This window comes from Amycolatopsis sp. Hca4 (genome assembly GCF_013364075.1).
Taxonomy (GTDB): domain Bacteria; phylum Actinomycetota; class Actinomycetes; order Mycobacteriales; family Pseudonocardiaceae; genus Amycolatopsis.
In genome coordinates, this window is sequence record NZ_CP054925.1 from 4,816,559 (window position 1) to 4,828,360 (window position 11,802).

Here is an 11,802-nt window from a genome sequence, read left to right on the forward strand (position 1 = left end):
AGTCCAGTCTATCGGCCCCACCCGACAAAACCCGCCAAAAGCCGCGACCCGAGGCCGGTTGTCCACACACACGCAAGCATGTGGACAGCCGGCCCGAGGTCACTCCACCCCAAGCCCCGCCAGGATTTCCCGCGCACTCTCCACCAGCGACTCCAACGAAGGCGGCGCCAGCGACCCCGTCCCCGCCAAAGCCCCGAAGATCGTCCCCTCCATCCAGTCCACCACCACCCGCGCGTGCCTCTCGGCGGACGAAGACCCCGCCGCCTCCAGTGCCGAAGTCGCGAGCCTGCGGATCTGCAACCCGCCCTCGTCGTACACCGCGCGCAGCTCCGGCCGCCGCGTGGCCTCCAGCGCGAACTCGTACCGCGCCAGCATCCGCGTCCGCCCCGCCGTGATCGCCTCGAACGCGTATCCCGCGATGAACTCCGCCAACGACCCGGCCGGCCGCGCCGAAGGCTGGTCCAGCACCACGATCCGCGCGATCGTCAGCTCCAGCAGCGCCGCCCGCGTGCGCGCGTAGTACGACGTCGATCCCACCGGCAGGCCCGCCGCGCGGTCCACCGCCCGGTGCGTCAAGCCGCGCATGCCCTCCGCCGCGATCACCTCGATCGCTGCGTCGGCAATCACATCCAACCGATCCACGACGTCGCACTCTACAGGTGTAGAGTTCTCTACACCTGTAGAGGAGGCGCAATGCACGCGATAGCGGTCGGCGGCGGCATCGGCGGCCTGGCGGCGGCCGCGGGGCTGCACCGGGTCGGCTGGACGGTCACCGTCCTCGAGAAGGCCCCCGAATTCGGCGACGTCGGCGCCGGGATCTCGCTCTGGCCGAACGCCCTGCGCGCCCTCGACGAACTCGGGGTCGACCTCGGCGAGCGGCTGGCCCCGCAGCGGGACGGCGGCTTCCGCGACCGGCGCGGCCGCCGGATCACCCGCTTCGACGGCGCCGAGTTCGCCCGGCGGCACGGGCGGTCGCTCGGGGCGATCCACCGGCGTGACCTCATCGCCGCCCTCCGGGACGCCGTCCCGGCCGGCAGCCTCCGGACCGGCGCCGAAGTCACCGAAGTCCGCGAAGACGGCACGGTCCGCGTAGGCGGCGAAGAACTGCGCGCCGACCTCGTCGTCGCGGCCGACGGCATCCACAGCCGGGTGCGTCACGCCCTCTTCCCCGACCACCCGGAGCCGGTGTACTCGGGCAGCACGGCGTTCCGCGGCGTCGCGCACCTCCCCGGCACCCCGCTGAGCACGAGCTTCGACCGCGGCACCGAGGTGGGCGTCCTGCCGCTCTCCGGCGGCGACGTCTACTGGTGGCTCTCGACCCTCGCGAAGCCGGGCACCGGCAAAGCCGACCTCGAGCCGGCCTTCGCGAACTGGCACGACCCGATCCCGGCCCTCATGGCTGCCACCCCGCCGGAAGCCGTGCTGCACCACGACCTCTACTACCTCGGCACCCCGCTGCCCGGCTACACCCGCGGCCGGATCGCGCTGCTCGGCGACGCCGCCCACGCCATGCCGCCGTTCCTCGGCCAGGGCGGCTGCCAGGCCATCGAAGACGCCGTCGTGCTCGCCCACGCGGTGTCCACACAGGACATGGAGAACGCGCTCGAAAGCTACGACCGCACCCGGCGGCCACGCAGCCAGCGCGTCGTCCGCGAGTCCGTCCGGATGGGCAAGCTCGGCCCGCAGCTGAGCAACCCGGTCGCGACGGCCCTGCGAACAGCCGCGCTGAAGTGCCTGCCCGGAACGGTGACGGCCCGCGTGGGCGCGGGGATCACGGGGTGGACGCCGCCGCGTCTCCCCCGACCAGCCCCGCCTCGTACGCCGTGATCGCCGCCTGGACCCGGTTCTTCGCGCCGAGCCGGGTCAGGATGGTGCTCACGTGCGCCTTCACCGTGCCCTCGACGACGAACATCTTCGCCGCGATGTCCGCATTGGACAGTCCGAAACCCAGCAGCGTCAGCACTTCCCGCTCGCGCGGGGTCAGCACGGCGATCCGCTCGCGGGCCGCGGCCGCCCGCGCCAGCTGCCCGCCGGACAGCCGCGCGATCACCCGCTGCGCCACCTTCGGCGAGAGGAACGCGGCCCCATCGGCGACGGCGTGGACACCGGCCAGCAGCTCACGCGGATCACCCGACTTCAGCAGGAACCCGCCCGCGCCGAGGCTCAGCGCGCGCTCGATGTAGTCGTCTTCGCCGAATGTGGTCAGCATGATGACGCCGGTGGCGGGCAGCAGCCGGCGGATCTCGGCGGCCGCGCCCAGGCCGTCCAGAACCGGCATGCGGATGTCCAGCAGCACGACGTCGGGATGCGTGGCGAGGACCTGCGAGACCGCCGAACGGCCGTCGCCCGCCTCGGCGACGACCTCGATCTCCGCGTCGGCGGCGAGGATCGCCGCCACCCCCGCCCGCATCATCGCTTCGTCGTCGGCCAGCACGACCCTGATCACGGCGCCCCCTCGGTGAACCGGTCCTTGGCCACCAGTTTCCCACCGGCGAAACACAGCCGGTACGCGGCATAGTCGTCGACGAGCCACGATCGGCCGGTGCCGTAGTACTCGCACGCGACCCCGGGCACGGCCGGCTGCGGCGGCTCGGTTCGCCGCGGCCGGGCGCTGCGCTGGTTCGACGGCAGCTGCGGCGCCACCTCGGCCCGCGACTGCCCGATCCGCAGCTGTTCGTAGACGCCGGCGGGCAGCTCCGAGGAGTTCCACTGGTAGAGGAACACGATCCCGGCGACCGCGAGGACCACGGCGAACAGGCCGACCGGGACGGCGACGGCCTGGATCAGGCTGCGCCGCACGTCACGCCGGGCCAGCTCGAGAGCCTTGGCCGACGTCGACAACTCGACCTCGTCATCCGGAACATCCGAAGCGACCGGCTCACCCGGCGCGGCGCCGTGCGGCAGTGTCGCGGTGACGGCGAACCCACCGGCCCGCGGACCGGCCCGCAACGTCCCGCCGACGAGCCGCACGCGCTCCCGCAGGCCGATCAGCCCGACGTGCCCGGACGCGGCCCCGGGCAACGGCCCGGCAGGCGGCGGCGCGTTGACCACGCTGACATCGGTCTGCGCACCGACGCTGGTCACCCGGACCGTCACGGCGGCCCCCGGCGCGTGCTTCGCCACGTTGGTCAGGGCCTCCTGCACCACGCGGTAGGCGGCGCGGGCCACCATCGGCGGTGCGCCGTCTACGTCCACAGTGGACTCGATGAGCAGGCCCGACGCGCGCGCCCGGCCGATCAGCTCTCCGAGGTCGCCCTGCACCGGCTCGACCGGCGCGGCGTCCTCGCGCAGCACGCCGATGATCTCGCGCAGCCGCTCGGTCGCCGTCGCGGCGCTGGTCCTCAGCTGCGCGGCCGCGTCGCGCTGGGCGTCACCGAGGCCGCTGGCGACCTCCAGCGCGGCGGCGCGGACGGCGATCAGGCTCAGCTCGTGCCCCAGCGAGTCGTGCATGTCGCTGGCGATGCGGGCGCGCTCACGCAGCCGCGCCTGCTCGGCGACCAGCTGCTGCCGGCTTTCCATTTCCTCGGCCCGGCGCCAGCCCTTGCGGGCGAGCTCGCCGCGGACCCGCACGTACCGCCCGAGCAGCCACGGCGACAACCCGGCGAAGACGAGAATCGCCACCATCGCCGCCCAGTCCCCCGGCCCGTCGGGTCCGACCAGCAACGCAAGCGGCAGACCGACGATCGTCACGGCGACCCCGATCAGCACGCCCGGCCGGGCCCGCTCCATCCGCAGCCCGGCCTGGTAGGACATCGCGACCAGGACGAAGACCACCCAGACGGGCACGTGGTCGCCGAACGGGAAAGTCACCGCAAGCGCCCCGGCCAGCGCGATGCCCAGCGAGACGACGGGATACCGCCGAGCCGTGGCCACCGACCCTGCCACGACGGCGAGCCCGCCGGCGATTTCCCACCAGGACCGGGCGTTCACGGTGTCCGAGATGACGCTGTAGGCGAGGAACAGTCCCAGGAGCACGTCGAGCGCCACGCGCCACCTGCGCTTTGTCACTGTCCGCACGAAGTCGAAGCTACAAGCCGTGACGAAGGCCGACCACTGCCGAAAGTCAACCTTCGGCGCGCTCCGATACCGGGTTCGCAGCCTCCGAGAGCACTGCTCTGCAATGTGGACGCCGCTCTCGAGAACGAGAGAGCACCGCTCTTGTTTCGGAGCGCCATGCCAGACACAAGAGAGCAGTGCTCTCGTTTCAGAGCATCGCGCCCGGCGAGACGGGCGAGCAGGACAAGGTCAGGTCGGGCAGGGCAGGGCCAGGCGGGACGGAGCGGAGCGGGGAAAGCCCGGGCGGCCGAACGAGAGCAGCGCTCTCGAATCGGAGCACCGACCCCATCATCAGCGATGAGCATCGCTCACAACTGTGAGCAGTGCTCCACATCGCCCCAAACCACCGGCCAAGCAGGCCCATCTCCGCGCGGCCGTGCCCGCCGTGTTGCATGATGATCCACCATGGCCGACCGCACACTCGCCGACCAGCTGGGCGGCTACCTCCCCGCAGGCATCGAGGCCCTCGACGAGCACGAGCGGCAGGACCTCGCCGACGCACTCCGCGACGCGCGCAGGCGGCAAGCGAAAGCGCTCGCCGAAGCCGGCGAAGAAGGCCTCCGATACGTCCCCGCCCTGCTCCGCGGCGCAGTCCGGAAAGCAGTGGGCCTGTGACACCCCAAAGCCCCGCCACAGCCGGCAACTACGCCGCCGAGGGCGAGATCCTCAAGCTGGCCCGCGTCCTCGGCGTCGCACCCTCCCGGCTCGAGTACCTCGCCCGCGTCGACGCCGGCGATCTGCAGGCCTTCCGCGAACAGGTCACCGACACCCTCTTCGACGCCAACGCCGCCGCCCTGCAGCGGATGGCGCTGGCCGCTCGGGTTGTGCCCGTCGGGGTGCTCGCCAAGATCGCCGAGAAGGTGTTCGGCCCGCTGCTGTGCGCCCGGATCGCCGGGCTGGTCGACGTCTCGCGCGGCGTCGACGTCGCCAAGCGGCTCAGTCCCCGCTTCCTCGCCGAGGTCGCCGCCGAGCTCGATCCGCGGCGGGCGAGCGCGATCATCAGCCGGATCCCGCTGGACACCGTCCTCGCGGTCGCCGGCGAGCTGGCGCGCAAGGAGGACTGGATCACCCTCGGCCGGTTCGTCGGGCACCTGCCCGACCCCACCGTGCGGCAGGCGCTCGAGCGGATCGACGACCCGGCGCTGCTGCGGATCGCCTTCGTGCTCGACGACAAGGGCCGCATCGACCACGTCGTGGGCCTGCTCCCGGCGCACCGGCTCGGCCGGCTGGTCACCGCGGCGAGCGCCGACGAGGACCTCTGGACGCCGGCGCTCGACCTGCTGACCCACCTGGGCGAGGCGCGGCGCGCCACGCTGAAACCGATGCTGTCCGGGCTGCCCGCAGGGTTCCGGGACCGCGTTCAGGCGACGATCAAGTAGATCCCGTAGCCGACGATCGCCGCGCAGAGCGCGAAGCAGATGACCGCGCCGGCCAGCGGTCCGGAGCCCGAGCCGCCCGCGGCGCGGGCCGAGTCGCGCTGGGAGAGCCCGACCACGCCGAACGAGAACAGGCTCGTCAGCACGACGACCGCGCCCAGCGCGACGAGGAAGACGAGACCGAGGGAACCCCAATCGATGTGCACGGCGCTCCTCAGGCGTTGGCCGGCTGGGCGGCCGGCTCGGACTCGTTGACGGAGTGGGCGCTGACCGGGTTCCGCTTCGACGCGAGGTAGATGCCCAGCGCGACGACGACCCCGGCGAGGCCGACCAGCACGGTGCCCCAGGTCCCGAGCGTCGAGACCTCGGCGGCGAGCGCCCCGACGATCGCCGCGGCGGGCAGCGTCAGCGCCCAGGCGACGACCATCTTGCCCGCGACGCCCCAGCGGACCTCGGCGAGCTTGCGCCCGAGCCCGGAGCCGATGATGCCGCCCGAGCAGACGTGCGTGGTGGACAGCGCGAACCCGAGGTGCGCCGAGGTGAGGATGACCGCCGCGGCGCTCGTTTCCGCCGCGAACCCTTGCGGCGTCTGGATTTCGGTGAGCTTCTTGCCCATCGTCTGGATGATCCGCCAGCCACCGAGGTAGGTGCCGAGCGCGATGGCGAGGCCGGCGGTCAGGATCACCCAGACCGGCGGACCCGAGTTCGGCGCGAGCGAGCCGGAGGCGATCAGCGTCAGCGTGATGACGCCCATGGTCTTCTGCGCGTCGTTCGTGCCGTGCGCGAGCGAAACCAGGGACGCCGAGGCGATCTGGCCTGCCTTGAACGTCCGCCCGACCGTGTCCTGCTTCGCCCGTGCGGTGATCCGGTAGACGAGGAAGGTGCCCAGCGTCGCGACGATCCCGGCGACCACCGGCGAGGCGAGCGCCGGGATCAGCACCTTCTCGACGACCTTCCCGAAGTGGACGGCGTCGGAGCCGGAGGCGATCCAGGTGGCGCCGATCAGCCCGCCGAACAGCGCGTGCGACGAGCTCGACGGCAGCCCGATCAGCCAGGTCACCAGGTTCCACACGATGGCGCCGACGAGGCCGGCGAAGATGATCACCGGGTCACCTTGGTGTCGTCGACGATCCCGCCGGAGATCGTCTTCGCGACCTCGACCGAAAGGAACGCGCCGACGAGGTTCAGCACGGCCGAGACGGCGACCGCGATCTTCGGTTTGAGTGCGCCGGTGGCGATGGAGGTGGCCATCGCGTTGGCGGTGTCGTAGAAGCCGTTGGTGAAGTCGAAGGCCAGCGCGGCGACGATCACCACCAGCACGATCAGCGAGAAGTCCATGGGTGGCCCACTTTCGTTGCTGTTCGTTAGCAACGCTACTGATCGACAGCGGCCGCTCCGATCCCGGCGGCGTGACGGCTTCCTGAACTCTCCGTGAACCGGGGTGGGGCAGACCCCACCCCGGCCCGGGGGCGAAACCCAGTGCGCCCGCCCGCATCACCCGCAACACTCGAAATCGGGCGAAAGGGGGCCGTGGTGAACAAGCTGGGGTGGGCGGTCGTCGCGACGGTGGCGTCGGCGGTGTTGTTCTTCTTCGGCACCGGGCTGGATCCGGTGCCCGAGCTCGCCTGGGTGGCGCCCCTGCCGATCCTGCTGCTCGCGCCGCGGGTCCCCGGTGCCGCCGCGATGGCGTGCGCGTTCGCCGCCTACCTGGCCGGCAGCGCGGGCAGCTGGAGCTACTTCTGGCATTCCCTGGCCGTTCCGCGGCCCGCGGCGATCGCGATCCTCGGCGGCAGCGCACTGCTGTTCGCCCTGTCCGCCGGGCTGTTCCGGGTGCTGGTCCGCCGCGGCCACGGCTTGCCGGCAGCGCTCGCCGCGCCCGCGCTGTGGACGGCCGTGCTGTACGGCGTTTCGCTGCTCAACCCGACCGGGATCATGGACACCCTGATGACGACCCAGGCGGACCGGCCGGCCGTGCTGCGGCTCGCCGCGGTCACCGGTGGCTGGGGTGTCGAATACCTGGTCCTGTTCGTCCCGGCCGCCGTCGCCGCCGCGCTCGCCCCGCGGGTCCGCGGCCTCGCGCGGGTGGCCGGGCTGGTCGTGACGGCCGCAGCACTGACCGGGCTCGTCGTCTGGACCACGCCGCCGCCGTCCGGGCCGTCCGTGCGGGTCGCCCTGATCGCCATGGACAAGGGTCCGTGGGCGGCCGACGTCGGCACGTTCGAGGGCCGGACCACCGTCCAGGCCTATGTGGACGAAATCGAGCGGCTGCCCGGCGGTGTCCGAGCCGTCGTGCTCCCCGAGGCCGCATTCGCGGTGGACCAGACCAGCCGCCCGCGGCTCGTCGACACCGTCACCGAGGTCGCCCGGGCGCGCAACCTCGACGTCGTCACCGGTGTCATCGACACGACTCCGGACGGCCGGTTCAACGCCGCACTGGCGATCCCGCCGTCGGGTCCGCCGGTGGAATACCGCAAGTGGCACAACGGGGATTCGCCGAACCTCGGCTCCGGCACGCAGCTCGCGCACTTCGCCGGGATCGGGTTGATGGTGTGCATGGACGTCAACTTCGCCGACCCCGCCGGTGAGTACGGCAAGGCGGGCACGGGCCTGGTCCTCGTCCCGGCGTCCGACGAGGACGTCGACGGCTGGGCGCACAGCCGCACGGCGCTGATCCGCGGCGTCGAGAACGGCTTCTCGGTGGCGTGGAGCGCGGCCCGCGGGACGCCGATGCTGGCGGACGCGCAAGGACACGTGCTGGCCGAGGCCCACACCGGCGGCAGTCCGTTCACGGTGGTCGTCGCCGACGTCCCGATCGGTCCCGGCAAGACCCCCTACGCGCGCTTCGGCGACTGGTTCGCGTGGCTGTGCGGGCTGGTCGCGCTGACCGGTCTGGTGGTCGCGGCCCGCCGGCCGTCGTTGTCACCGGTCACAACGAACACCGGGCAACTCTGAGCGTTTTCCCAGGTGGCCTCCAGCGGCATGTGACCGATCATGATTCCCGTCACGTACTGACGGGTAACTGGAGGCAACGGAATGCGGGTCACCAACGGCGGTGTCAAGCGAACCCTGGCCGTGCTCGCCGCGGCGCTCACCCTCGGCGCGGTCGCGCCGTCGGCTGCGGAGGCGGCACCGGACGGCAGCTGGAACGACTGGGGCTGCCGCCCGTCGGCCGCGCACCCGGAGCCGGTCGTGCTGGTGCACGGCCTCGGCGCGAACGACACCGTCAACTGGTTCTTCCACGCGCCGAAGATCGCCGCGCAGGGCTACTGCGTCTTCTCCCTGACGTACGGCACGGGCGTCCTCGGGCCGGGCGTCGGCGGGCTGGCGTCCATGCGCGACAGCGCGGCGCAGCTCGGTCGGTTCGTCGACAAGGTCCGGGCCGTGACCGGCGCGGCCAAGGTCGACATCGTCGGTCACTCCGAAGGCAGCACGATGCCGGCGTACTACCTCAAGTACGGCGGCGGCGCGGCCGAAGTCGCGAACTTCGTCGGCTTCGGCGCGAACTACCGCGGCACCACGCTCGGCGGCCTCGACGCGCTGGCCAAGGCCCTCCTGACGACGGTCCCCGGCCTCGGCCCGGTGCTGCGCACGGCGTGCGGCGCGTGCTCGGAGTACCTGGCCCCGTCGGCGTTCCTGGACGACCTGGCCCGCGGCGGCGTCCACGTGCCAGGGCCGGCGTACACGAGCATCGTGAGCAAGTACGACGAGGTGGTGACGCCGTACACGAGCGGGATCCTCGCCGAGCCGGGCACGACGGACGTCGTCCTGCAGGACTTCTGCGCCTCGGACGCCTCGGGCCATCTGAGCCAGGCGGTCGACCCCAACGTCACCGGGCTGATCCTGCACGCACTGGACGCGACCTACGTGCCGACGTGCACGCCGTTCACCCTGCCACTCTGACCCCGGCCCGCCACACCGCCCGGGTCAGCGGCACGCCCGGCCGGTAGGCCAGGTGGGTCACCGAAGGCGCGTCGAGGACGTGGACGTCCGCCCGCGAACCGGGCCGCAGGACGCCCACGTCCTCGCGCCGCAACGCTTTCGCCCCGCCCGCCGTCGCGGCCCAGACCGCTTCCTCGACCGTCATGCGCATCTGGAGCACTGCGGTCGCGACGCAGAAGGCCATCGACGTCGTGTACGAGCTGCCCGGGTTGGCGTTGCTGGCCAGCGCCACCGTCGCGCCCGCGTCGAGCAGCCGGCGCGCCGGGGCCAGCGGCTGCCGGGTCGACAAATCGCACGCGGGCAGCAGGGTCGCGACCGTCTCGGACGCCGCCAAGGCTTCGACGTCCGCGTCCGAGAGGTGGGTGCAGTGGTCGACGCTCGCCGCGCCCAGCTCCACCGCCAGCCGGACTCCGGGGCCTTCGCCCAGCTGGTTGCCGTGCACGCGCAGGCCCAGCCCACGCTCGGCCGCGGCCTTCAGCACCCGGGCCGACTGGGCTTCGTCGAACGCGCCGGTCTCGCAGAACACGTCCGCCCAGCGCACGCTGCCCGCCACCGCGTCGAGCATTTCGCCGCAGACGAGGTCCACATAGGACTCCGCGTCGGCGCCGGGCGGGACGAGGTGCGCGCCGAGGAACGTCACCTCGTCGGCCACCTCCCCGGCGATCCGGGCGGACCGGGCTTCGTCCGCGACGGTCAGCCCGTAGCCCGTCTTCGTCTCCAGGCAGGTCGTCCCCTGCCGGGACGCTTCGTCGACGTGCCGGCGCAGGTTCGCCGCCAGCTGCTCGTCGGACGCCTCCCGCGTCGCGCCGACGGTGGTCGCGATGCCCCCCGCCGAGTAGGGCTTCCCGGCCATCCGCGCCTCGAACTCGGCGGTGCGGTCGCCGGCGAAGACGAGGTGGGTGTGGCTGTCCACCCAGCCGGGCAGCACCGCGCGGCCTTCGACGTCGACCCGCTCGTCGGCCGCCGGCTCGCGCGCCGCGGGGCCCACCCAGGCGACGCGCGAGCCGTCCAGCACCAGGGCCGCGTCGGAAAGACGGCCCAGCGCCGGGTCGTGGGTGGTGAGTTCGCCGATGCCCGTGATCAGAACCGCCACAGTACCTCGATCTCCTTCGCCAGAACGGTTTCCGGCCGGTCGACGAGCCGGTGCGCGCCGTCGCGCACCACCTCGCGGCCGGCCACGACGACGTGCCGGACGTCCGCGCCGGACGCCGCGAACACCACCCCGGACGGCTCGATCCCGGCCGTCCGCACGGAATCCATGGTCACGGTGACGAAGTCCGCGCCCGCCCCCTCGGCGAGCGCGCCGACCTCGTCCCAGCCGATCGCCGCGTGGTCCGTGCCCGCTTCGAGCAGCTCTTCGGCGCTGAACCGGCCGCGTTGCTCGCTGGCCAGCCGGTCGTCCAGCTCCAGCGCGCGGGTCTCCTCGAAGGCGTCGACGACGGCGTTGCTGTCGCTGCCGACGCTCAGCCGCACCCCGGCGTCCCGCAGCGCGCGGGCGGGGCCGATGCCGTCGCCGAGGTCGCGTTCGGTGGTCGGGCAGAAGCACGCCCGCGCGCCGTCGAGCCGGTCGATGTCCGACGTCGTCAGGTGCGTGGCGTGCACGGCGACCAGCCGCTCGGTCAGCACCCCGTGATCGGCCAAGAGCTCGGTGGGCGTGCGGCCGTAGGCGGCCCGGCACTGCTCGTTTTCGGCCCGCTGCTCCGAAAGGTGGATGTGCACCACCCGCGGACTGTCCACAAGCGACATCTGGTCGGCCGGGACCGCACGCACCGAATGGATGGCCGCACCGACGCGGAACAGCTCGTCTTCCTTCAGCCCGGCCACCCGGGAGGCCCACGCCGAAGCCGAGCCGTCGGAGAACCGCCGCTGGACCTCGTCGGGCTCGACGCCGATGCCGCCCGCGAGGTAGCAGGTGTCGAGCAGGGTCAGCCGGATCCCGGCGTCGGCCGCGGCCTGCCGCAGCGCGTGCCCCATGGCGTTCGGGTCGGCGTAGGGCTTCCCGCCGGGCGCGTGGTGCAAGTAGTGGAACTCCCCCACGCTCGTGTACCCGCCGAGCACCATCTCCGCGTAGACGCCGCGGGCCAGCCGGTAGTAGGTGTCCGGGTCGAGCCGGGACGCCAGCGCGTACATCCGCTCGCGCCAGGTCCAGAACGTGCCGCGCTCGTGGTGCGTCCGGCCCCGCAGCGCCCGGTGGAAGGCGTGCGAGTGCCCGTTCGCGAAGCCCGGCAGCGTGAGCCCGGCGAGCACGGTGCCGCCGCGCGGCGAACCCGGCGTCACACCGGTGATCCGGCCGTCGGTGACGTCGATCCGCACGCCGGCCGCGATCCCGCCGGGCAGCCAGGCCTGTTCGCACCAGAAAACTGTCGGTGCCGCGCGATAGGCTGGAAACGGGGGGCGCCCCCGCGGGCCGGGGGTCGGCTCGGGGGTCGGG

Annotated in this window: 10 protein-coding genes and 2 pseudogenes; 5 read left to right on the plus strand and 7 right to left on the minus strand. The window is 72.8% G+C overall.

Going from position 1 to position 11,802, the window contains the following annotated elements; translation table 11 throughout:
• Positions 1 to 99: 99 nt before the first annotated feature.
• Positions 100 to 753: a TetR/AcrR family transcriptional regulator gene (locus HUT10_RS20930; RefSeq protein ID WP_176172779.1), complete on the minus strand. Its 654-nt coding sequence runs from the start codon at positions 751 to 753 to the stop codon at positions 100 to 102.
• Here HUT10_RS20930 and HUT10_RS20935 point away from each other — a divergent pair.
• Positions 694 to 1,827, plus strand: a complete 1,134-nt coding sequence (locus HUT10_RS20935; RefSeq protein ID WP_176172780.1) for an FAD-dependent monooxygenase — start codon at positions 694 to 696, stop codon at positions 1,825 to 1,827. The genes HUT10_RS20930 and HUT10_RS20935 overlap by 60 nt on opposite strands.
• On the opposite strand, the gene HUT10_RS20940 is transcribed toward HUT10_RS20935, so the two are convergent.
• Both HUT10_RS20940 and HUT10_RS20945 read right to left on the minus strand, forming a co-directional pair.
• Positions 1,772 to 2,446 carry a response regulator transcription factor gene (locus HUT10_RS20940; protein ID WP_176172781.1) on the minus strand — a complete coding sequence of 225 codons (675 nt, stop codon included), beginning with the start codon at positions 2,444 to 2,446 and terminating at the stop codon, positions 1,772 to 1,774. The genes HUT10_RS20935 and HUT10_RS20940 overlap by 56 nt on opposite strands.
• A complete protein-coding gene (locus tag HUT10_RS20945; protein ID WP_176172782.1) occupies positions 2,443 to 4,017 on the minus strand; it encodes a sensor histidine kinase in 1,575 nt (524 codons plus the stop codon). Before HUT10_RS20945 ends, HUT10_RS20940 begins: the two co-directional genes overlap by 4 nt.
• A 444-nt stretch (positions 4,018 to 4,461) precedes the next feature.
• Here HUT10_RS20945 and HUT10_RS20950 point away from each other — a divergent pair, with 444 nt between their 5' ends.
• Together HUT10_RS20950 and HUT10_RS20955 are read left to right on the plus strand one after the other, a co-directional pair.
• A complete protein-coding gene (locus HUT10_RS20950) occupies positions 4,462 to 4,671 on the plus strand; it encodes a hypothetical protein (protein WP_176172783.1) in 210 nt (69 codons plus the stop codon).
• Complete coding sequence (locus HUT10_RS20955) at positions 4,668 to 5,435, plus strand: hypothetical protein (RefSeq protein WP_176172784.1); 768 nt, start codon at positions 4,668 to 4,670, stop codon at positions 5,433 to 5,435. Before HUT10_RS20950 ends, HUT10_RS20955 begins: the two co-directional genes overlap by 4 nt.
• Here the strand turns inward: HUT10_RS20955 and HUT10_RS20960 are convergent.
• Both HUT10_RS20960 and HUT10_RS20965 read right to left on the minus strand, forming a co-directional pair.
• The gene (locus HUT10_RS20960) at positions 5,417 to 5,638 is read right to left on the minus strand and encodes a hypothetical protein (protein WP_176172785.1); all 222 of its coding nucleotides are present in this window, start codon (positions 5,636 to 5,638) and stop codon (positions 5,417 to 5,419) included. The genes HUT10_RS20955 and HUT10_RS20960 overlap by 19 nt on opposite strands.
• Positions 5,639 to 5,646: 8 nt before the next feature.
• A pseudogene (locus HUT10_RS20965) lies at positions 5,647 to 6,770 on the minus strand (anion permease).
• Positions 6,771 to 6,965: 195 nt separating this feature from the next.
• Between HUT10_RS20965 and HUT10_RS20970 the strand changes: the two are divergent.
• The gene (locus HUT10_RS20970) at positions 6,966 to 8,384 is read left to right on the plus strand and encodes an acyltransferase (RefSeq protein WP_176172786.1); all 1,419 of its coding nucleotides are present in this window, start codon (positions 6,966 to 6,968) and stop codon (positions 8,382 to 8,384) included.
• Positions 8,385 to 8,465: 81 nt separating this feature from the next.
• Positions 8,466 to 9,332: a lipase gene (locus HUT10_RS20975; RefSeq protein ID WP_176172787.1), complete on the plus strand. Its 867-nt coding sequence runs from the start codon at positions 8,466 to 8,468 to the stop codon at positions 9,330 to 9,332.
• On the opposite strand, the gene hutI is transcribed toward HUT10_RS20975, so the two are convergent.
• Complete coding sequence (hutI, locus tag HUT10_RS20980; RefSeq protein WP_176172788.1) at positions 9,316 to 10,464, minus strand: imidazolonepropionase; 1,149 nt, start codon at positions 10,462 to 10,464, stop codon at positions 9,316 to 9,318. The two genes, HUT10_RS20975 and hutI, sit on opposite strands and share 17 nt — an antisense overlap.
• Positions 10,452 to 11,729: pseudogene (locus tag HUT10_RS20985) on the minus strand (formimidoylglutamate deiminase); the annotation flags it as partial. The gene hutI and the pseudogene HUT10_RS20985, both read right to left, overlap by 13 nt.
• Between the last annotated feature and the right edge of the window lie 73 nt (positions 11,730 to 11,802).